20 protein-coding genes are annotated in these 21,414 nt (G+C 66.4%); 7 read left to right on the top strand and 13 right to left on the bottom strand.

All coding sequences use genetic code 11. The features are described from left to right. Window positions 1-87 precede the first annotated feature (87 nt). From guaD to ACTPOE_RS13640, 3 genes are read left to right on the top strand one after another with little or no spacing between them, the layout of a single operon-like run. The gene (gene guaD / locus ACTPOE_RS13650) at window positions 88-1,428 is read left to right on the top strand and encodes a guanine deaminase (RefSeq protein ID WP_458872665.1); all 1,341 of its coding nucleotides are present in this window, start codon (window positions 88-90) and stop codon (window positions 1,426-1,428) included. Window positions 1,429-1,470: 42 nt separating this feature from the next. Then, the gene (locus ACTPOE_RS13645; protein ID WP_458872664.1) at window positions 1,471-2,967 is read left to right on the top strand and encodes an AMP nucleosidase; all 1,497 of its coding nucleotides are present in this window, start codon (window positions 1,471-1,473) and stop codon (window positions 2,965-2,967) included. A gap of 9 nt (window positions 2,968-2,976) precedes the next feature. Beyond that, complete coding sequence (locus ACTPOE_RS13640) at window positions 2,977-3,525, top strand: YaeQ family protein (protein WP_458872663.1); 549 nt, start codon at window positions 2,977-2,979, stop codon at window positions 3,523-3,525. 21 nt (window positions 3,526-3,546) lie between these two features. On the opposite strand, the gene ACTPOE_RS13635 is transcribed toward ACTPOE_RS13640, so the two are convergent. The 9 genes from ACTPOE_RS13635 to ACTPOE_RS13595 form a co-directional block, all read right to left on the bottom strand. Continuing rightward, window positions 3,547-3,846 carry a hypothetical protein gene (locus tag ACTPOE_RS13635; RefSeq protein WP_458870379.1) on the bottom strand — a complete coding sequence of 100 codons (300 nt, stop codon included), beginning with the start codon at window positions 3,844-3,846 and terminating at the stop codon, window positions 3,547-3,549. 11 nt (window positions 3,847-3,857) lie between these two features. Then, window positions 3,858-4,940, bottom strand: coding sequence for an IS630 family transposase (locus ACTPOE_RS13630; protein ID WP_458872790.1), 1,083 nt, complete (start codon window positions 4,938-4,940; stop codon window positions 3,858-3,860). A gap of 54 nt (window positions 4,941-4,994) precedes the next feature. Continuing rightward, complete coding sequence (locus ACTPOE_RS13625) at window positions 4,995-6,152, bottom strand: PDDEXK family nuclease (protein WP_458872662.1); 1,158 nt, start codon at window positions 6,150-6,152, stop codon at window positions 4,995-4,997. Beyond that, a complete protein-coding gene (locus ACTPOE_RS13620; RefSeq protein WP_458872661.1) occupies window positions 6,121-7,086 on the bottom strand; it encodes a DNA-methyltransferase in 966 nt (321 codons plus the stop codon). Before ACTPOE_RS13620 ends, ACTPOE_RS13625 begins: the two co-directional genes overlap by 32 nt. Window positions 7,087-7,214: 128 nt before the next feature. Beyond that, the gene (locus ACTPOE_RS13615) at window positions 7,215-7,964 is read right to left on the bottom strand and encodes a TSUP family transporter (RefSeq protein WP_458872660.1); all 750 of its coding nucleotides are present in this window, start codon (window positions 7,962-7,964) and stop codon (window positions 7,215-7,217) included. A gap of 124 nt (window positions 7,965-8,088) precedes the next feature. Then, window positions 8,089-9,114 carry a DctP family TRAP transporter solute-binding subunit gene (locus ACTPOE_RS13610; RefSeq protein ID WP_458872659.1) on the bottom strand — a complete coding sequence of 342 codons (1,026 nt, stop codon included), beginning with the start codon at window positions 9,112-9,114 and terminating at the stop codon, window positions 8,089-8,091. Window positions 9,115-9,170: 56 nt separating this feature from the next. Continuing rightward, window positions 9,171-10,469: a TRAP transporter large permease gene (locus tag ACTPOE_RS13605; RefSeq protein WP_458872658.1), complete on the bottom strand. Its 1,299-nt coding sequence runs from the start codon at window positions 10,467-10,469 to the stop codon at window positions 9,171-9,173. After that, a complete protein-coding gene (locus ACTPOE_RS13600; protein WP_458872657.1) occupies window positions 10,466-10,990 on the bottom strand; it encodes a TRAP transporter small permease in 525 nt (174 codons plus the stop codon). The genes ACTPOE_RS13605 and ACTPOE_RS13600 overlap by 4 nt, the downstream gene beginning before the upstream one ends. 187 nt (window positions 10,991-11,177) lie before the next feature. Further along, window positions 11,178-11,648 (bottom strand): SET domain-containing protein, encoded by a 471-nt coding sequence (locus tag ACTPOE_RS13595; protein WP_458872656.1) that lies wholly within the window; start codon window positions 11,646-11,648, stop codon window positions 11,178-11,180. Between the two features lie 164 nt (window positions 11,649-11,812). Between ACTPOE_RS13595 and ilvB the strand changes: the two genes are divergently transcribed. Beyond that, a complete protein-coding gene (ilvB, locus tag ACTPOE_RS13590) occupies window positions 11,813-13,582 on the top strand; it encodes a biosynthetic-type acetolactate synthase large subunit (protein ID WP_458872655.1) in 1,770 nt (589 codons plus the stop codon). Between the two features lie 124 nt (window positions 13,583-13,706). Here the strand turns inward: ilvB and ACTPOE_RS13585 are convergent, their stop codons facing one another. The 3 genes from ACTPOE_RS13585 to ACTPOE_RS13575 all read right to left on the bottom strand — a co-directional run bounded on the left by ACTPOE_RS13585 (window position 13,707) and on the right by ACTPOE_RS13575 (window position 17,084). After that, complete coding sequence (locus tag ACTPOE_RS13585) at window positions 13,707-14,465, bottom strand: SDR family oxidoreductase (RefSeq protein ID WP_458872654.1); 759 nt, start codon at window positions 14,463-14,465, stop codon at window positions 13,707-13,709. 13 nt (window positions 14,466-14,478) lie between these two features. After that, complete coding sequence (locus ACTPOE_RS13580; RefSeq protein WP_458872653.1) at window positions 14,479-15,936, bottom strand: aldehyde dehydrogenase family protein; 1,458 nt, start codon at window positions 15,934-15,936, stop codon at window positions 14,479-14,481. Between the two features lie 65 nt (window positions 15,937-16,001). Then, the gene (locus ACTPOE_RS13575) at window positions 16,002-17,084 is read right to left on the bottom strand and encodes a tartrate dehydrogenase (RefSeq protein ID WP_458872652.1); all 1,083 of its coding nucleotides are present in this window, start codon (window positions 17,082-17,084) and stop codon (window positions 16,002-16,004) included. Between the two features lie 290 nt (window positions 17,085-17,374). On the opposite strand from ACTPOE_RS13575, the gene ACTPOE_RS13570 reads away from it, so the two are divergent. The 3 genes from ACTPOE_RS13570 to ACTPOE_RS13560 all read left to right on the top strand — a co-directional run bounded on the left by ACTPOE_RS13570 (window position 17,375) and on the right by ACTPOE_RS13560 (window position 20,212). Further along, window positions 17,375-18,355 carry a TRAP transporter substrate-binding protein gene (locus tag ACTPOE_RS13570; RefSeq protein WP_458872651.1) on the top strand — a complete coding sequence of 327 codons (981 nt, stop codon included), beginning with the start codon at window positions 17,375-17,377 and terminating at the stop codon, window positions 18,353-18,355. Between the two features lie 75 nt (window positions 18,356-18,430). Next, on the top strand, window positions 18,431-18,919 hold the full coding sequence (locus tag ACTPOE_RS13565; protein ID WP_458872650.1) for a TRAP transporter small permease: 489 nt from the start codon (window positions 18,431-18,433) through the stop codon (window positions 18,917-18,919). A gap of 15 nt (window positions 18,920-18,934) precedes the next feature. Beyond that, the gene (locus tag ACTPOE_RS13560; RefSeq protein ID WP_458872649.1) at window positions 18,935-20,212 is read left to right on the top strand and encodes a TRAP transporter large permease; all 1,278 of its coding nucleotides are present in this window, start codon (window positions 18,935-18,937) and stop codon (window positions 20,210-20,212) included. A gap of 148 nt (window positions 20,213-20,360) precedes the next feature. Here ACTPOE_RS13560 and ACTPOE_RS13555 read toward each other — a convergent pair whose 3' ends face one another. Further along, window positions 20,361-21,389: a TRAP transporter substrate-binding protein gene (locus tag ACTPOE_RS13555; RefSeq protein WP_458872648.1), complete on the bottom strand. Its 1,029-nt coding sequence runs from the start codon at window positions 21,387-21,389 to the stop codon at window positions 20,361-20,363. Window positions 21,390-21,414: the final 25 nt, after the last annotated feature.

The following is a 21,414-nucleotide window of genomic DNA, read 5'->3' as shown; positions in this document are numbered from 1 at the left end:
CCGACCTCACCCCATTGAAGAACGCCGGGCCGCCGGCCCCGCCGCGAAGGCGGACCGCGGCCCGCAGACAACGACCGAGGAGACTCCATGGCGTCCACGACCCCGTCCGCACCCGCCCGATCGAACGCGTCCGGCCCGCAGGCCTACCGCGCCCAGCTGCTGTATTTCCGCGACACACCCAAGGCCGAGGACGAAGCCTGCGAATGGATCCGAGACGGATTGCTGGTCGTGCGCGACGGCCGTATCGAGCAGTGCGGCGACTACGACCGGCTGATCGGGAACCTGCCTCCCGGCACGCCGGTCAAAGACTGGCGCGGCCGTCTGATCACGCCGGGCTTCATCGATACCCACATCCACTACCCGCAGACGGACATGATCGCCTCGCCGGCGCCGGGTCTGCTGCCGTGGCTGGAGACCTACACTTTCCCGACCGAGCGGCGCTTCGAGAATCCGGAATACGCCCGGGACGTGGCGCGCTTCTTCCTGGACGAGCTGCTGCGCTGCGGCACCACCACCGCGCTGGTGTACTGCACCGTGCATCCGGGTTCGGCCCAGGCCTTCTTCGAGGAAAGCCACGCGCGCGACCTGCGCATGGTGGCGGGCAAGGTCATGATGGACCGCAACTGTCCCGAATACCTGCGCGATACGGCCGAATCCGGCGCCCGCGACAGCGAGGACCTGATCCGGCGCTGGCACGGCACGGGGCGCCAGCTCTATGCCCTGACACCGCGCTTCGCGCCGACCTCCACGCCCGAGCAGCTCGGCCTGTGCGGCGAGCTGGCCAAGCGCTATCCGGATGTGTTCATCCAGTCGCACGTGTCCGAGAACCGCGACGAGGTGAAGTGGGTGATGGACCTGTTCCCCGGCTACCGCAGTTACCTGGACATCTACGACCAGTACGGCCTGTTGCGGCCCCGGTCGGTCTACGGGCACTGCGTCTGGCTGGACGACGACGACCGCCGCCGCATGCGCGACGCGGGCGCCGTCGCCGCCCACTGCCCCACGTCCAACCAGTTCCTGGGCAGCGGCCTGTTCGACTTCGCGGCGGCCAGGAACTTCGGCATGCCGGTGGCCCTGGCCACCGACGTGGGCGGCGGCTCGTCCTTTTCCATGCTGCTGACCATGAACGAGGCGCACAAGGTCGCGCGCCTGTCCGGTTACTACCTGACGGCGCGTCGCATGTTCTGGCAGGCCACGCAGGGCGCGGCCAAGCACCTGGGCCTGACCGGCCGGATCGGCACGTTGGAGCCGGGCGCCGAGGCCGACTTCATCATCCTGGACCCCAAGGCCACGCCGCTGCTGGAACGCCGCAGCGCCCTGGCCGACTCGCTGGAGGAGTTGCTGTTCGCCCTGGCGATGCTGGGCGACGACCGCGCCATCGCCGCCACCTACGCGGCGGGGCGGGAGGTGCACCGGCGCCGCCATTGATAGACATTCCGGCCGTCACGAAGACCTGCCATAATCGGGCGCATGGAAAAATTCATCGATACCGCGCGTCCGACCCGGCTGCCGCCGCTGATTCCGTTCTCCAGCTACGAGGATGCCGACGCGGCGGTGGACCGGCTGCTGGAAATCTACCGGCGCAACACCGCCTTCATCCGCGAAGCCTTCCGCGGATACTGCGCCAACGGTCTGGAGACCGGCCAGCGGGTGCGCGCCTGCTATCCGGCGATTCGCATCCGGGTGCATTCCTACCAGGAAATCGACAGCCGCCTGTCCTACGGCCACCTGGTCGAGCCGGGGGTCTACATGACCACGGTCACCCAGCCCGCCTTGTTCCACGACTACCTGCGCGAACAGGTGCGCCTGCTGCTGCGCAACCACGGCGTGCCGGTGGAGATCGGCGAGTCCGACCTGCCCATCCCCCTGCACTTCGCCTTCCCGGAAGGCGAGTACGTCGAGGGTGAATATTCCGAAGTCCCCGGCCATACGCTGCGCGACCACTTCGACGTGCCCGATCTGGCGGTGACCGACGACGCCATCGTCAACGGTACCTGGCGCGGCCGTTCCAACCAGGCCCGCCCCCTGGCGCCCTTCACCGCGCCGCGCATCGACTATTCCCTGCACCGGCTGCAGCATTACACGGCCACGGCCCCGGTGCATTTCCAGGACTTCGTGCTGTTCACCAACTACCAGTTCTATGTGGACGGCTTCGTCCAGTGGGCGCGCGAGACCCTGGCCGCCGGCGAGGGCGGCTACACGGAACTGATCGAGCCCGGCAACCGCGTCGTCACGCGGGACAGCCTGGATGAGGTCCGCGCGGGGCCGGCGCCGCTGCCGCAGATGCCGTCCTACCATCTGAAGCGGCCGGGGCACACCGGCATCACACTGATCAACATCGGCGTAGGGCCGTCCAACGCCAAGACCATCACCGACCACGTCGCCGTGCTGCGGCCGTCGGCCTGGCTGATGCTGGGTCATTGCGCCGGCCTGCGCACCACCCAGCGGCTGGGGGACTACGTGCTGGCCCACGGCTACGTGCGCCAGGACCACGTGCTGGACGACGACCTGCCCCTGTGGGTGCCGGTGCCGCCGCTGGCCGAGGTCCAGGTCGCCCTGGAGCAGGCCGTGGCCGACGTGTCCGGCCTGTCGGGCTGGGAACTGAAGAAGATCATGCGCACCGGCACCGTGGCCACCATCGACAACCGCAACTGGGAACTGCGCGACCAGCAGGAGCCGGTACAGCGCCTGTCGCAGTCGCGCGCCATCGCCCTGGACATGGAATCGGCCACCATCGCGGCCAACGGCTTCCGTTTCCGCGTGCCCTACGGCACGCTGCTGTGCGTGTCGGACAAGCCGCTGCACGGCGAACTGAAGCTGCCGGGCATGGCCACCGCCTTCTACCGCACCCAGGTCAACCAACACCTGCACATCGGCATCCGGGCGCTGGAGCATCTGCGCGGGATGCCCGGCGAGCGCCTGCACTCGCGTAAACTGCGCAGCTTCATTGAAACCGCCTTCAAATAAAAAATCGTCATGGCCCTGCGCTCCACCGTCTACAAGGCGGAACTCCACGTCGCGGACAACGACCGCGCCTACTACGGCAGCCATGCCGTCACCGTCGCCCGGCATCCGTCCGAGACCGACGAGCGCCTGATGGTGCGGCTGCTGGCCTACGCCCTGTGGGTCGAGGCCGACGAACGGCTGGTCTTCACCCGGGGCCTGAGCGACACGGACGAGCCGGATCTCTGGAACCTGGACCTGACCGGCGCGATCCTGCAGTGGGTCGAGGTCGGACTGCCCGACGAGCGCCGCCTGCTGAAGGCCTGCGGCCGGGCGGGCCAGGTGATCGTGCTGGCCTACGGCCGGGGCGCGGACGTCTGGTGGTCCGGGGTGCGCGACAAGCTGGGCCGGGCCGCCAACCTGCAGGTCTGGGTCCTGGACGCCGAGGCCACGCGCGCCCTGGCGGCGCTGGCCGAGCGCGGCATGAACCTGAGCGTGAACGTCACCGACCGCACGGCCTGGGTGTCGTGCGAACGCGGGGACGTGAGCCTGGACCTGCGCTGCCTGCGCGAGGCGGGCTAGTACAGCATCCTGTAAATAGGTTTAATAATTATCGGGCTGCAAATACGGCTGCAAGAGTGTGGCGACCACCTGTGCCATCTCGTCGAGCGAGCCTGTGCCTGGCAACGGTTCCCAACGCCCACTATGGCTTCGAAAAGCCGCGCCATAATGATTACGGTCCAACTCGGTCAGCCGCGCCACCACGGTCAACTGTTCATCGTCCACACGTTTGATCAGCAGATGATGCCCGTAGGTTTGCGTAGCGATCTGCTCATGGCCGAGCAGATGGCGCAGTTGTCGTTGCAAGTGGGTGGCGTGTTCTTTGGCGGATAAGGCTGGCATGTCGCTCCTCGTTATGATTCGCCGGTTTGTAGCGGATAGCCCCGGAAACTCCATTTGAACGGGCGTGCCGCCTGATTATGCGTGCGGACAAATTGTGCCGTGCGCTCGCGCAGGTGCGCAGTGCTGGTGTGACTGGCATGGCGCAGCACTCGGCGTGTATACCGGGCAAACCAGAGTTCGATCTGATTGACCCAGCTCGCGTGCAATGGCGTGAAGTGAAAGTGAAACCGTCCGGCATGCCGCGCATTGAACGCCTGCCAGACGGCCTGGGCGCGATGCGTGTTCAAATTATCCCAGACGACATGCACCTGCTGGTCAGGGTACGCAGCGGCCAGGCGTTCCATGAAGGCCAGCAAATCGGCCTGGGTGCGCCGATCGCCACAGTCCGCCGTCACCTGCCCGGTATGCACATCCAGCGCGGCGATCAACGACTGGGTGCCATGGCGGACATACTCAAACTCGCGCCGACGCAGCCGCCCCGGCGCGGGATCGCGGCCCCGGTGCTTGCGCTCAATCGCCTGGATGCCGGTCTTCTCGTCGATGCTAAGCACCACCGCATCTCGAGGCGCTCTGCGGTACAACTTGCAAATCTCGTTGACCCTCTCGCGAAAGGCCGGATCCGGACTATGCAGCCATTGCTGGACCCGGTGCGGACGCACATCGCCGGCCTGCAAGATGCGCTGCACGTGGCTGCGGCTGATCTGCTCAACGACACCGCGTTCCAACGCGCGCGCCACGATCTCGTCGAGCGTGGGAGTGACCCGCCCCTCAGGCTCCTGCGCTTCGCACGCCAGTGCGATCAGTTGCAGCCGCTCTTCGTGCGTGATGCGCGCCGGGCGACCGCTGCGTTCGCCTTCACGAATACCCTGGGCGCCTTGCTGAGCAATGCGCTTGCGCCACAGGCAGACTGTTTGCACCGATACTCCCAGTTTGCGCGCAATGACCGTGCTGCTATGGCCCTCATGCGCCTCCAAGGCGATTCGTGCACGCATGACATCGCGCTGCGTAGCGGTCTTGCGCGCGATCAGCGACAGCAGTTCCTGTCTGTCCTTCTTTGCCAGCTTCACTGGCGTTGCAGGGCGGCCTCGGTTCATCACGACATGATAGCCGAGGCGATTAATTATTCAAAGTATTTAAGGGATGTTGTACTAGATTGCCGGGTCTGAGGTTGGTGGGGCGGGCTGCCGTCGGGGCCGCCGTGTTCCGTGCGATTGGAATGCTGGCCACCACCCTCCTAGCCTGGATTTGATAGTTGCAAGCACGGATTCTTCAGTTTGGATTGAGTGCAAGATGTGAGCCGGCACTTCGGTGAATGCGTGGTGGGCAAGGTGCTCTGGCGAAATGCGGATAAAGTACTTTATCTCCACCGGGGACACGGATTTTTCACTGGTAGCATCAAGGTCGAATACTGCCACATATGCGTTAAGCTGCGGTGCGGGTGGAGCACCGGCAGCAACTTGAAGACGTTTTATACCGGGTGACTCATCTTCTAGCTCGGGGGCGCCAAGGAATGGTTGCCAGCTATCCCAGACGGATTGTGGAATCGCTAACACGGTGCCGGCTGCTGTAGACCCTTCGCCAGCAAGGCGGAATTTGAGCAGCATCTGGTAGAAGGTTCGTTTGAAAACGTTCGCAATGTTGGGACCTTCAACGCCTTCTCCCGCCCAGCGCGCAAGATTGCCGCGAAGAGCCTCCGCGAATGCCTCCTGATGTAGACGTAAGCCGTCGCGTAAATTGGATACTGCGTGCTTGTATGTGCCGTGATAATCCATCGTCTGCAACTCGAGGATGCCGTAGCGCGAGACCATGAAACCGCCCTGATTATCAGGGCGTATCTCAACGAGCGTAACATCGAAAGCCATCTCTGGAGATCGACTAGTCCCGATGACTGAAATTTCACCACCAAGCTTGTCTTGGAAGAAAATGTAACCAACGCCGGTCGAGTTAATACATTCAGTTAATTCCGCTAATTTATCTGTATATTGAAGTATCGAGACAGGTACGGGCTCGATAGCCTCTGTGAGGCCAAAAATGCGTTGGCAGGCCTGCGTGACTATGGGAGAGTTGATTACTCGGTAAGGGCAAACCAGCCAGTCTTGCCTTGAGCCATTGCTGGAACTGTTGATGGTGCAAACGCCGCGGCTGTTTTCAGCTTTGACGCACACCGTTGTCGTGTGCAGGATATTGCTCAAGAATGGGCATCGAGAAGTGTTCGCACCTGTGATGGCGCTCACATCTAACTTAACATCGGGATAAATCCGCTGCCCAAACCATTCACTGACGTAGTTTCCGCGTACTTTGGTCATTGAATTTTTGCTTTTGCAGTTGTACGAACGCCTCTTGGGCATCAAAACCGATAGCACTCCTTCCGTGCTCCAACGCTACCTCGAGCGCCCGTCCCGTCCCTGAGAACGGATCAAGTACGACCCCGCCTGGGGGGCTTGAAGTCAGAATCCGTGGCTCAATCAGATTGTGCGGGAATGTCGCACTGTGCCCCCCTTCACCTGGCGTTACGCTCACTGTGATTACATCGCCAGCCCGAGGCTCTGCCAGCTTAATATCGTAGTAGTAGGTTGCTCGGCCGACGGACGGTTTTTTGACAAAATGAAACAGGTGCTCGTGCATTGAGCGCAACCTGTCTCCTTCCGGCCTTGGAACCGCATTTGGCTTATACCAGATCACATCGTTTCTGAGGATCCAGCCGCGTTCTTGCATTGCAATCGCGAAACGTGCGGGGATGAGCATGAGATTTTTCTCTGCTCGCATACCACCCAGCGGCGTTTTACGCCGATGGCGTTCTTCCGTGCCCAGGCCTTGCCGTCCTTGATCACGGATGCTGGCCCAGCGAGCGAAGTATGTGTCGCCGATGTTGATCCACATCGAGCCGCTTGCTTTGAGGCCCCAATTTGCTTTATCAAGGATTTCTGCAAGGTGCTGTACAAACCATTCAGGGTACGGCTCCAGCCCAAGTAGGCCGCCCATCTGTCGGTACCAGTCGTAGCCCGGGCTCACTGGCCCAACCTTTTTGACTGTTGGGATGTCGTTGAAGTAGTCCCAATTGTGGCTCAACCCGTAATCCCTGTGCCCCCAGTATGGGGGCGAGGTAATCACTAGGTCTATGGACGACTTGGGTAGCCCGTCAAACAGGTCGAAGGCATCGCCATGATGCACCGCCAACGTAGGCTTCTCGTGGCTTTCCTTTCTGACAGCGGTTACAGGAGCGGAGATGAGTTCTTCCATTCGGGCATTCTAAATTTTCTGAGGGGCTTTCTCAAGATTGACTGAAAAATGCACCGAGACAGTCTGAGCACGTCAGGGGGGCGCATGATCCATGCCAGCGCGCTGGGACGCGGCTCGCCGCGCGGGGCTTATTCCAGCAGCATCTTCACCGACACGATCAGCGCCATGACCACCATCAGGACGCGGATCAGCTGGTGGCCGCGCGTGACGGCCAGGCGCGCGCCGATGGTGCCGCCGATCCATTGGCCCGCCAGCATGGGCAGGCCGAAGGCCCAGACGATGTGGCCGCTGGCGGCGAAGAACAGGACGGAGGCCAGGTTGCTGCACAGGTTCAGCAGCTTGGCGTGCGCCGTGGCCTTGACCAGGTTGAAGCCCAGCAGCGTGACGCAGGAAATGGCGAAGAAGGTGCCCGTGCCCGGGCCGAAGAAGCCGTCGTAGAAGCCGATCAGCGGCGCCAGGGTGGCGGCGTACAGGGCGGGCGTGACGCGCTGGGCCCGGTCTTCCGCGCCCACGCGCGGCGACAGCAGGAAATAAAGGGCGAAGCCGATCAGCAGGAAGGGGATCACCTGGCGCAGCACGCCGCTGTCGATGCGGGTCAGGGCGATCCCGCCCGCCAGCGACCCCAGGAAGGTGGCCAGCATCATCCGGCGGCTGCGCTTCAGGTCGATCTGGCGCATGCGCAGGAAATGCAGCGTGGCGGCGGTCGATCCGGCGATGCCGCCGATCTTGTTGGTGGCGATGGCCGCCCCGGGCGGCAGGCCCGCGGCCAGCAACGCCGGGATGGTGATCAGCCCGCCGCCGCCGGCGATGGCGTCGACGATGCCCGCCAGCAGCGCGATGAAGAACAGCAGGACGGCGACGTCGAAGGTGATTTCCATGGGCAGGCCGGAGGGCGGAGGATGGTCGGCATCATACGCCGTCGCGGAGGCCGTTGGAGGGAAGGCGTGACCCGCCGTGCGCGGAAGGCGAGCCGCGCCCCGGCCCGGGCGCGGCGCCGCTGGATCAGCGCTTGGCGATGTCGGCCTGCGCTTGCTTCACCAGATCGGGGCCGATCTGCTTGGCCCATTTGTCGAACACCGGCCGGGTGGCCTTGGCGAAGGCGCCGATCTGCTCGGGCGAGAGCACCGTGACCTTCACGCCGTGGCCTTCGATTTCCTTCAGCAGGGAATCGTCGGTGTTGGTCACGCCTTTGCGGGCGATGACGATTTCCTGGCGGCCGGCCTCGATGGCGGCTTCGCGCACGATCTTCTGGTCGGCCGGCGTCCAGGAGTTCCAGACGTCCTGGTTGACCACGAAGATCAGCGGGTCGGCCACGTAGTTCCACAGGCTCAGGTATTTCTGGCCGACGTCGTACAGCTTCGCGCCGGCGTAGATGGACAGCGGGTTCTCCTGACCGTCGACGGCGCCGCTGGCGAGCGCGGGCTGGGCGTCGGCCCAGCTCATCTGGGTCGGGTTGGCCCCCAGGGCGGTGTAGATGTCGATGTACAGCGGCGAGCCGACCACGCGCAGTTTCATGCCCTTGACGTCTTCAGGCGTCTTGACCTCGCGCGCGGAATTGGACAGTTGGCGGTAGCCGTTCTCGCCCCAGGCGAGCGGCACCACGCCCTTCTTGGACAGGATACCGAACAGTTCCTCGCCGACCTTGCCCTGGGTCAGGGCGTCGATGGCGGGGTAGTCGGGCATCAGGAAGGGCAGGGAGAACAGGTTCAGTTCCTTGACCTGCGGAGACCAGTTGATGGTCGAGCCGATGGCCATGTCGATCACACCCTGGCGGATGGCGGTGAATTCACGCGTCTGGTCGCCCTGGACCAGGGAGGTGCCGGGGTAGACCTTGATGTTGATGCGGCCGTTGGTGCGTTCGCGCACCAGGTCGGACCAGATCACCGCCCCCTGGCCCCAGGGGAAGTTGGTGCCCACCACGATGGACAGCTTGTATTCGGATTTGTAGTCGGCGGCGTGGGCCGGCAGGGCGGCGGCCAGGGCCGTGAAGGCCAGGGCGGCGGCGCCGATGAGTCGCTTGAAACGCATGTCAGTCTCCTCTTTGAAAAATCCCCGGCGGGCCGTTCCGCCCGCTCGAATGAGCGTCAGTATCCCAGATAATGCGGCAGCCAGAGCGCGATCTGCGGGAAGATCACGACCAGGACCAGGGTGCAGAGCATGCCGCCCACCAGCCACAGCACCCAGGGCACCGTGCTTTCCATCGGGATCCGGGCGATCTTGCTGGCGACCATCAGGTTGACGGCCACCGGTGGCGTGAACTGGCCTACAGCGACCATCAGCGTCAGCACCACGCCCAGCCACACCAGGTCCCAGCCGAAGGCCACGGCGACCGGCTGGATCAGCGGCACGAAGATCAGGAAGATCGAGATCCCGTCCAGGAACATGCCCGCCACGATCAGCAGCAGGATCAGCAACGTCAGCACGCTGTACTGTCCCAGGCCGGAATCCACGATGGCGTGGGTGATCGGGTCGATGATCGACAGGGTGGACAGCGACCAGGCGAAGATCCCCGCGAGCGTGACGATCAGCATGATCACGGCCGACAGCTCCCCGGCTTCGCGCAGGATGAGGAACAGATCGCGCACGTGGATGGTGCGATGCACGAACAGGCCGATGAGCAGGCCGTAGAACACGGCCACCACGGCGGCTTCCGTGGGCGTGAAGTAGCCCATGCGCATGCCGCCCAGGATGATGACGGGAGCGGCCAGGCCCGGGATGGCCTCGAACAGGCTGCGCCAGAAGGGCGGGCGGGGTTCGGCGCGGGAGGCCGCGCCCATCTTGTGGCGTCGCGCCAGCCAGACGGCCGGGATGATCAGCCCGATGCCGGCCAGGATGCCGGGGAACATGCCGGCGGCGAACAGCGCGGGCACCGAGGCCTGCGGCACCAGGACCGAGTAGACGATCATGGCGATCGAGGGCGGGATCAGGATGTCGGTGGCCGCGCCGGCCGCCACCACGCTGGCCGAGTAGGCGCGGGGGTAGCCGGCGCGGTTCATGGCGCCGATCATGATGGCGCCTACGGCGGCGGCGCAGGCCGGGCCGGACCCGGAGATCCCCCCCAGGAACATGGCGACGGTGATGGCGACCACGGCCAGCATGCCGGGGCCGTTGCCGGTGATGGACTGGGCCAGGCGCACCAGTTTGGCGGCTACGCCCGAGCGGTCGAAGATCGAGCCCACCAGCACGAACATGGGGATGGCCAGCAGGGGATATTTGGCCAGGCCGGCGTAGAAGCTCTGCGAGACCGCCATCAGGCCGAACCAGTGGGTGTCGGGATTGGCCAGGGCGATGGCCAGCGTGCCTGCCGTCCCCAGGGCAATGCCCACGGGCACGCCGATGGCCATCAGGACGGCGAAGAGCGCGAACAGCAGGGTGGGGATCATGTCCGCTCCCAGGCGCGTCGCAGGACGCCGGCCAGACGCAGGGTGATGACCGCCGACAGCACGGGCAGCCACATGGAATACCACCAGGTGGGTACACCGATGGCCGGGGAGGTGTCTCCCCAGTTGTATTCGTCCAGGGCCATGCGGCCCAGCAGGATCGTCAGGCCGGCGAAGAACAGCAGCGACACGGTGCCCGCGGCCAGGGCGAAGCGTCGCCGCCGTTCGGTGTCGCCGCCGTCGGCCAGCAGTTCGATGCGAATGTGCAGCAGGCGGACGAAGGCCGAGGAACTGGCGCTCAGGGTGAGCACGATCAGCAGGAAAATGGAGATTTCCTCGGTCCAGGCGAAGGATTCGGCGGTCAGGTAGCGGACGATCACGTTGGCCAGGGTGATGCAGGCCAGTGCGCCCAGGGTCAGCACGGTCAGCCAGTCCTCGAATCGCAGCGGGACGCGCAGGGGGGGATCGGGAGGCGGGACATAGGCGGGCGGGTCGGCGGAATCGGCGGCGTGGTCGTCGGGCATGGAACGGATGGAGCGGGTGTCGGGCCGGATGGCAACACTGCATCCTACTGCGAAACGGCGCGCTTGCCAGTCGGGGCAATCCCCGGGGTGCCGGGGATTGCGCGGCGCGGTCCCGGCCGTGCCGGGGCGCGGTCCGAAACCGTATGGCGCAGGAGAGTGGCCGCGGAGCGGAGCCGCGCCGGTCCGGTCAGGGCTCCTCGGGCAGCGCCAGCATCGTGCCCCGGCATGCGGGCGCGCCGCAGCGGCAGCGGTAATTGCGCTTCAGCGCGCGGGTGAGCGGCTCGTCGATCACCAGGCCATAGTCGTAGAGCAGTTCCGTGCCGGCCGGGATATCACGCAGCGCGTAGATCGCCACGCGGGTGCCGGCCTCGTTCTCGCGCGCTTCGCAGTTGGGCGCACAGCCGTGGTTGATCCAGCGGGCGTCGTTGCCGCGCTGGCCGCCGTCGATCACCTGGCCGCCGCCGAGCGCGAAATAGAAGGTGTGGTAGGGGTCGTCCGGGTTGGCCGGCCAGCGGGCGTCGGCCTGTTCGGCGCTCAGGCGGCGCCCCGTGTAGTCCAGGATCCGGGTGTCGGCGGGGATGTCGCGGGCGGCGAAGACGCCGGTGCCGTGCAGAGTCGAGACACGCACGGCGTGCCAGGGCGAGCGGGGGGTGGCCATCGGATGCGATCGAGAAGGGACGGGATCGAAAAGGGATAAACTGGCCCACATTATCCTTGGGATGCTCCACGCAAGTCCACTCGTCCCGGCGGCGATCACGTCGGGGGCCGCCGCGCGCGAGGGGCGGCGCGGCATCCCCGATCCTTCCGTCCAGGTGAACGCCCGTGAATGCCCTTACCGCCGCCCATGCCGCCGCATCCGCTCCCGTCCTCGACCGCAATGGCGCCGAGGTCCTGCTGGATACCCTGATCGCCCTGGGCGTGGATACGGTGTTCGGCTACCCGGGCGGCGCGGTGCTGCCGCTGTACGACGCCCTGTACGCCGAGCCGCGCATCCGCCACGTCCTGGTGCGCCATGAACAGGCGGCGATGCACGCCGCCGAGGGCTATGCGCGTTCCACGGGGCGGCCCGGCGTGGTCTTCGTGACTTCGGGTCCGGGCATGGCGAACACCACCACCGGCCTGCTGGACGCGCTCTGCGATTCGATTCCGGTGCTGTGCGTCAGCGGCCAGGTGGCGACCGGCGCCATCGGCACCGACGCCTTCCAGGAATGCGACGCGGTCGGGATCTCGCGCCCGGTCACCAAATGGAACGCCCAGGTGCGCCGTTCCGAGGACATCGCCGACCTGGCGGCCAAGGCCCTGCGCCTGACGCGCGCCGGCCGGCCAGGGCCTGTGCTGCTGGACTTTCCCAAGGACCTGCAGATCGCCCGCGTGCCGCCGGAGCGCGCCGTCGCGGCCGTGGAACCCGAGGCCGCCGCCGAACCGCTGGCGCCCGTGACCGAGGCCGCGCTCAAGCGCGCCGCCGCGCTGATCGCCCGCGCCCGGCGGCCGGTGTTCTACGGCGGCGGCGGCCTGATCAATTCGGGCATCGACGCCTGCCACGCCTTCCGCGGCCTGGTGCAGGCGACCGGGGCGCCTTGCACTCTGACGCTGATGGGCCTGGGCGCCTATCCGGCCGGCGACGCGCAGTTCCTGGGCATGCTCGGCATGCACGGCACGCTGCAGGCGAACCTGGCCATGCACCACGCGGACCTGATCGTCTGTGTGGGCGCGCGCTTCGACGACCGCATCACCGGCCGGCTGTCGGACTTCTGCCCGCATGCCGACAAGATCCACCTGGACATCGATCCGGCCTCGATCGACAAGGTCGTGCGCGCCGACGTGGCGCTGGTGGGCGACTGCTACCCGCTGCTGCGCGCCCTGCACAAGGAACTGGGACAGTACCCGCTGGAATCCGGCCGCCTGGACGAATGGTGGCGGCGCATCGCCGTCTGGCAGGCGCGCGACTGCCTGAAATTCCAGCCTTCGGACGAGGTCATTCTGCCCCAGGATCTGATGCGGCGCATCGACCGGCTGCTGGCCGGGCGCGACGCAGTCGTGTCCACCGACGTGGGCCAGCACCAGATGTGGGCCGCCCAGTACATCGGCATCGACCGGCCCAACCGCTGGCTGACTTCCGGCGGGGCGGGCACCATGGGCTACGGGCTGCCGGCGGCCATCGGCGCGCAGATCGCGCATCCGGACAAGCCGGTGATCTGCGTCAGCGGCGACGCGTCCGTGCTGATGAACATCCAGGAACTGGCCACGGCCACGCAGCACCGCGCGCCGGTCAAGCTGATCCTGTGCAACAACGGCCACATGGGCATGGTGCGCCAGTGGCAGGAACTGATCCACGAGGGCCGCTACAGCCACAGCTACAACGCCTCGATCCCGGATTTCGTGGCGCTGGCGGGGGCTTTCGGCTGGGGGGCGGCGCGGGTCGAACACCCGCGCGACCTGGATGCGGCGCTGGCGGCCTGCATGGCGCACGACGGTCCGTACTTCCTGGACGTGGCGGTGGTGCCGCTGCAGAACTGCTTCCCGATGATGCCGGCCGGCTACGGGCACCAGCAGGTGATGCTGTCCGAAGACACCTGGTACGTCGAAGAGTGACTCTTTCGGCGCCTGGGTTCGCCATGCTGCGTTGCAAATCCTCGCGATAGTCTGACTATCGCTGCGGTTTGCGCCTTGCCTGGCAAGTCCAGGCATCCGAAATAGGTGGGGTTCTTAAGAAGCGTCAGATACACCGCCCGCCGTCGACCTCCAGGCAGGCGCCGGTGATGAAGGATGCCTCGTCCGAGGCCAGGTACAGGCAGGCGTGGGCGACGTCGTCCGGGGTCGAGAACCGCCCCAGCGGGATGCCGGCGGTGAACCTGGCGCGGTTTTCCGGCGTGTCCGGCACGCCCATGAATTCCGACAGCAGGCCGGTGGCGCCCACCACGGGGTTGACGCAGTTGACGCGGATGCGGTCCGGACCCAGTTCGGCCGCCATCGAGCGGCTGGTCGTCACCACGGCGCCCTTGGTGCCGTTGTACCAGGTCAGGCCGGGGCGCGGCCGGATGGCGGCCGTGGAGGCGATGTTCACGAACACGCCGCCGCCCTGCTGGCGGAAATGCGGCACGAAGGCCTGGGCGCTGAGATAGATGCTCTTGACGTTGATGGCGTAGATCCGGTCGAACTCGGCCTCTGTGACTTCGAGCATGGGCCGGTTGCGGTGGGTGGCTCCGGCGTTGTTGACGACGATGTCCAGTCCGCCGAAATGCTCCAGGGTCCGTGCCAGCAGTCCGTGCATGCTGGTCGCATCGGCGACGTCCACATGCGCGAATCCGGCTTGGCCGCCGGCCGCGCGGATCTGCTCGACGGTCTCGCGACCGTGCGCGTCGTGGATGTCGGCCACGACCACCCGGGCGCCCTCGCGGGCGAAGACCGAGGCGATCCCCCGGCCGAACCCGGAGCCGGCTCCGGTCACGATGGCTATCTTGTCGCGCAGGCGCATGTGTGTGTCTCCTTCAGGCGTCGTGACCGTAACGGATCGCCACGGTCTTCAGTACGGTGAATCCCAGCAGGGCCTCGAAGCCTTTCTCGCGGCCGTGGCCGCTGGACTTGACCCCGCCGAAGGGCAGTTCGACGCCGCCGCCTGCGCCGTAGTTGTTGACGAAGACCTGACCGCAGCGCAGGTGGCGGGCCATGCGCAGTTGCCGCGCCCCGTCGCGGGTCCAGACCCCGGCCACCAGACCATAGTCGGTCGAATTGGCCAGCGCCAGGGCGTGCGCTTCATCGCGGAAGGCCTGCGTGATCAGGACCGGTCCGAAGATTTCTTCCCGGGCCAGGGCGCTGTCCGGGGGCACGTCGCGGAACAGCACGGCCTCCTGGTAGTAGCCGTCCGGCGGCGCGTCGTCCAGGATGCGGCCCCGGGCGGCCTCGACCAAGCCCTCGCCGCGGGCGGCGTCCAGCATCCGGCGCACGCGATCGTACTGCTTGCGGTTGACCAGCGGCCCCAGGTCGGCATCCGACGAGGGCGGTCCGGCGCGCAGGGCGCGGAAGCGTTCGGCGACGCGCTCGACGAAGGCGTCGTGGATGCTTTCGTGGACCAGCAGCCGGCTGCCCGCCGAGCAGGTCTGGCCGCTGTTCTGGATGATGGCGTTGACGACCACCGGCAGCGCGGCGTCCAGGTCGGCGTCCTCGAACACGATCTGCGGCGACTTGCCGCCCAGTTCGAGCACCACCGGGCAGTGATGCCGCGCGGCGGCCTCGGCGACCTGCTGGCCGGTGGCGGTGGAGCCGGTGAAGGAGATGTGCCGGATGCCCGGGTGGGCGCTCAGGGCCGCGCCAGCCTCGTGACCGTAGCCGGTGACGACATTCAGCGCCCCGGGCGGGAAGCCCGCCCGGGCGGCCAGTTCGGCCAGGCAGAGGATGGACAGGCTGGCGTCCTCGGCGGGCTTGATCACGCAGGCGTTGCCGGCCGCCAAGGACGCGCCGACGCTGCGGCCGAAGATCTGCGCCGGATAGTTCCAGGGGATGATGTGGCCAGTGACGCCGTGCGGCTCGCGCACCGTCATCGCCAGGGTGCCTGTGTCGTAGGGCAGGGTGTCGCCGTGCAGCTTGTCGCAGGCGCCCGCATAGTATTCGAAGTAGCGCGCCAGGGCGGCGATGTCATTGCGCGCGGTGCGCAGCGTCTTTCCGGTGTCGCGCGCCTCCAGGCGAGCCAGTTCGTCGGCCTCGTCCAGCACGGCGCGGCTCCAGGCGGTCAGCAGGCGGCCCCGGTCGCGGGCGCAGGTCATCGCCCAGGGACCGTCGAACTGTTCGCCCATGGCCGCCTGGGCGGCCCGCACGGCCTGGTCGATGTCTTCGGGAGAGCCGCGGGCGATGCGGTCGAAGGCCCGGCCGTCCGCCGGGTCGATGACCGGGATGGTGCGCTCGTCGGGCACGGGCCGGCGGGTGTTGGCGATGAAGTGATGGGCGGGCATGACGGGTTCCTGGCGGATGGCGATGCGGGGCGGTCGGCGGGTCTTCGGTGAATGGCGGTCCGGATTCAACGGGCGCGGGCGACGTGGTCGGCGATGGCCTGGCCCATGTCGGCGGTGCGCGCCGCGCCCCCCATGTCGGGCGTCCGGGGGCCTTCGTACAGCACGGTCTCGATGGCCCCCAGGATGGCGTCGGCCGCCTGCTGCCAGGCGGGGTCGCCCTGGCCGAGGTGTTCCAGCATCATGGCCGCCGACCAGATCTGCCCGACCGGGTTGGCGATGCCCCGGCCGGCGATGTCCGGGGCGGAGCCATGCACGGGCTCGAACAGGGACGGGTGGCGGCGGTCAGGGTTCAGGTTGGCCGACGGGGCGATGCCGATCGTGCCGGTGCAGGCCGGTCCCAGGTCGGACAGGATGTCGCCGAACAGGTTCGAGGCCACGATCACGTCGAAGCGGTCGGGATGCCGCACCATATGGGCGCAGAGGATGTCGATGTGGAACTTGTCCCAGGTGACCGTGGGATATTCCCGGGCGATGGCCTTCAGGCGCTCGTCCCAGTAGGGCATGGTGATGGAGATGCCGTTGGACTTGGTGGCGGCCGTCAGGTGCCGCCCGGGCCGGCGCGAGGCCAGTTCGAAGGCGAATCTCAGGACCCGGTCCACCCCGATGCGGGTGAACACGGATTCCTGGATGACGAATTCGCGTTCCGTGCCCGGGAACATGCGTCCTCCCAGGCTGGAATATTCGCCCTCGGTGTTCTCGCGCACCACCAGGAAGTCGATGTCGCCGGGGCGGCGATTGGCCAGCGGGCTGGGCACGCCGGGCATCAACCGGGCCGGCCGCAGATTGACGTACTGGTCGAATTCGCGGCGGATGGCGATGATGGAATCCCAGATGGCGACGTGGTCGGGCACCCGGTCGGGCGCGCCCACGGCGCCGAACAGGATGGCGTCGTGCCCGCCGATGCGGTCCTTCCAGTCGGCCGGCATCATGCGGCCTTCGCGCAAGTAATGGCCGCAGCCCCAGTCGAAGGACTCGAAGTCCATGTCCAGGCCGAACCGGACCGCGGCGGCTTCGAGTACCCGCAGGCCTTCCGGCATGACTTCCATGCCGATGCCATCGCCGGGGATCACTGCGATTCTTCGTGTCATGTGCGCTCCCTGATGGGGCCCCGGGGCGCGCAGCCGGTGCCGCCGGTGCCGTTCGCGGCCGCGGCGGGCCGCCTGGCCGAGGATTCGAGCATACAGCCCGTGCGGATGGCGCACCAGTGGATTTTGCCTCGATTGGCCGGATGCGGACCGCCCCCTGTGATAACCCGGGGCCGCGAGCGGTTTCCATTGCGACAGGGCCTGACTTCATGTTAGAACACCTAGGCTTTGACATCGCGCCGCGCGCGGCGCCGGCCGGACAATACTCATATCGGAATTCGGGAGACGACACCATGTTCCAAGGTAAGAAATTCGCAGGATGGCTCGCGGCCGCGGCCCTGGTCGGCATGGCGGCGTCCGCTCCGGCCCAGGCCCGGACCACGCTCAAGATGGCCTACGCGCTGTCCGAGAATTCGCACTACGGCGCGGGTGCCGCCGCCTTCGCCAAGACCCTGGAAGCCAGCGCGCCGGACTTCAAGATCCAGCAGTTCCCGAACAGCGCGCTGGGCGGCGAGCGCGAGGTCATCGAGGGCCTGCAGCTGGGCACCATCGACCTGGCCATCGTGTCCACGGGCGCCACGCTGAATTTCGTGCCCCAGACCGGGGTGTTCGACATCCCCTTCCTGTTCCGTGATCTGGCTCACGCGCGCAAGGTCCTGGATGGCAAGATCGGCCAGGACATGCTGGCCGAATTTCCCAAGCGCGGCCTGGTGGCCCTGGCCTGGGGCGAGCAGGGCTTCCGTCATTTGACCAACAACGTCCGTCCGGTGAAGGAGCCCGCCGACATCAAGGGCCTGAAGATCCGCACGACGGAAAACCCGATCCACATCGCCGCCTTCAAGGAACTGGGCGTGCTGGCCACTCCCATGGCGTGGCCGGAAGTCGCCACCGCCCTGCAGCAGGGCACCATCGACGGCCAGGAAAACCCGCTGTCGGTGATCGTGTCCGTGAAGATGTGGCAGCTGCAGAAATACCTGTCGTTGACGGCGCACGTCTACGGCCCTGCGCTGGTCCTGATGGCGCCCTCCGTGTATGACGGCCTGGACGACGCCGGCAAGGCGAAGTTCAAGGAAGCCGCCGTCGCCAGCGCCAAGGCCATGCGCGCCTATGTCGATCAAGTCGAGAAGGACGGCATTGAAACCCTGAAGTCCAACGGCATGCAAGTCAACATGGTGGACCATGCCGCTTTCGTCAAGGCGGTCCAGCCGGTCTATCCGCAGTACTACAAGCAGTTCGGCCAGGCGCTGGTCGAGTCCATTCGTGATACGCAATAAATCGATGAGCGCGCCGGGCCGCCCCAAGCGCGAATTTCCCCCTGGGGGGACGGCGCGTAGCGCCAAGGGGGTGCCATGCGCGCGCTCGGCCTGATCGACCGGGGCCTGTTCCGGCTGGTGTCCTGGGTCGCCCAGGGCCTGTTGTGGTCCGCTGTCGCGGCGGGCTTCTATCAGGTCCTGGCGCGCTTCATCCTCGAATCGCCCTCGGCCTGGTCCGAGGCCTGGACGCGGGCCGCCATCATCTGGGCGGTGATGCTGGGGGTGGCCCTGGCATTCCGCCAGGGCGCCATGCTGGGCGTGGATCTGTTGCACAACCTGCTGGCGCCGTGCCGGGCGCGGGCGTTGGAGCATGTCGTCCTGCTGATCGTCGCGGGCTTCCTGGGATTCCTGGTCTGGATCGGGGCCGAGATGACCTGGAGAGTCCGCTTCCAGACCATGCCCAGCCTGGGCGCGTCGATCTCCTGGGTGTACCTGGCGATCCCCGTCGGAGCGACCCTGGCGCTGTTCGCCGCGCTGGCCTGCTGGGCCGAAGGTCCGCGACGCGTCCACGTTGAAACCGTCTGACCGGGGAACCGCATCATGTCGCAGTTGATGCTTCTTTCCATGCTGCTGTTCTTCGGCCTGACCGTGCCGGTGGCCGTGTCGATCGGCCTGGCCACCATGGCCGGGGTCGGCTTCGACGGCCACATGACCTGGCTGGTGATCGCGCAGCAGCTCTACGCCGCCCTGGACAAATACCCGCTGGTCGCTGTGCCCTTCTTCATCCTGGCCGGCAACCTGATGGAAGAGGGCGGCATTTCCGAACGCATGGTCGAATTCGCCAAGAGCGTGGTGGGCGGCGTGCAGGGCGGGTTGGCCTGCAGCTGCGTGCTGACCTGCATGATCTTCGCGGCGGTGGCCGGCTCCAGCGTGGCCACGACCTTCGCGGTGGGCTCGATCCTGATTCCCGCCATGGTCAAGCACGGCTATCCGGCGCCTTTCGCAGCCTCGCTGCAGGCCTCGGCGGCGGAACTGGGCGTCATCATCCCGCCGTCCATTCCCATGATTCTGTACGCGGTGTCCACCGACACGTCGGTGGGCGAGGTCTTCATCGCCGGCATCGGCCCGGGCCTGCTGATCGTCATCGCCCTGATGGCCTACGTCTGGCTGTACGCGCGCCGCAATGGCCTGGGCAAGCACGACGGCGACGGCCGCCTGCCGGTCTGGACCGCCTTCAGGAAGGCCTGGTGGGCGCTGCTGATGCCGGTCATCATCCTGGGAGGGATCTACGGCGGGATCTTCACCCCAACCGAGGCCTCGGCCGTGGCGGTGGTGTACGCCCTGCTCGTGGGCATCTTCGTTTATCGCCGGCTGAATGTCGCGACGCTGGGCCGCACGTTCCACCGCTCCGTGGTGTCCACGGCGATCATCATGTTCATCATCGCCAACGCGGGCGTGTTCGGCTTCCTGCTGAACCGCGCCGGGGTGCCGATGATGCTGGGCGAATGGCTCAGCCACCTGTTCGGCAGCGAGATCACGTTCCTGCTGGGGGTGAACATCGCCCTGTTCATCATCGGCATGTTCATCGAGACGTCCGCTTCCATCGTGGTGCTGGCGCCCCTGCTGCTGCCCGTGGCGACCCAGTTCGGCGTCGATCCGGCGCACTTCGGGGTGGTCATGGTGGTGAACCTGGCCCTGGGCATGGTGACGCCACCCTTCGGCGTGAACCTGTTCGCCGCCTGCACGGTCGCCAGGGTGCCCATCGAGCGCCTGATCCGGCCGCTGCTGCCCTTCGTCGGCGTGGTGGTGGTCTGCCTGATGGTGATCACCTACTGGCCGGACCTGTCGCTCTATTTCCGCGACCTGGTGTATCGCTGACCGGCGGTCCCGCGGCCGGGGCATGAAAAGATGAGAGCGGCCCTGGCTGAATGAGCCCGGGCACGGGATGGTCCCGGCGGACCGTCCCGTGCCCGGCGAATGCGGGCGGCTTGCAAGCCGCTCCGTGGAGAGTTGCCGCTGTTGTGGCTCAGCTGCGGGGCCGGTCGGTCCCCTGGCGGATGGCCTTCAACTGATTCTGCACCGCCTGCCAGACGGCAGGGCCGACGTTCTGCTTGATCTGTTCGTTGACGGGCTTGATCGTTTCGCGCATGCGCTCGATCTCCGCGGACGCGACCTCGTTGACTTGCATGCCATCGGCCTTCAGTTGCGCCAGGGCCTTGTCGGCTTCCGCGCGGGTGTCCTTGCGTTCGAAGTCGCGGCTGGTTGCGGCGGCCTTGAGCAGCACGTCGCGCTCGTCGGCGCTCAGGCCGTCCCACCATTTTTTGCTGGCGGTGACGATCCAGGGACTGTAGACGTGGTTGGTGATGCTCAGGTATTTCTGGACTTCGTAGAACTTGCTCGACAGGATGGTGTTGTAGGGATTTTCCTGGCCGTCCACCGTCTTGGTTTCCAGCGCGGTGAACAGTTCCGAGAACGGCAGCGGCACGGCATTGGCGCCCAGGCGCTGGAAGGTTTCCAGGAACACGTTGTTCTGCATGACCCGCAGCTTCAGGCCGCTGAAATCCTCCACGCGGGTCACGGGCTTCTGGCTGTTGGTCAGGTTGCGGAAACCGTTTTCCCAGTAGACCAGGCCGACCAGCCCTTTGTCGTTCAGCTTCTCGATGAGCATCTGGCCCGCCCGGCCATCGAGGATCTTGTCCGCCTCTTCGCCGGAATTGAATAGGAAGGGCGTGTCCCACATCGCCATTTCCGGGGTGATGCCGACCAGGGTGGCGGTGGAGCCCACCATCATTTCCTGGGCGCCGCCGATCAGCGCCTGCTGCATCTGGATGTCCGAACCCAGGGCGGCGGCGCCGACGGCGCGGATCTTCATCTTGCCGCCGGACAGCTTGGCGACCTCGTCGGCGAACACCTGGACGGCGCGCCCCTGGTTGGAATCCTGGTTCAGGCCATAGCCGAAGCGGATCAGGCGGGTCTGGATGTCGGCGGCCTGGGCCGGAAGGGCCATCGCGCCGGCCGCCAGGGTGGCGGCCAGGAACAGGGCTTTCAGTTTCATGGGGATTCTCCTTGGTGGAAATGTC

This window comes from Castellaniella sp. WN, assembly GCF_054457555.1.
Note: the sequence above shows the minus strand (reverse complement) of the source record. Positions and strands in the feature narration are given on the sequence as shown.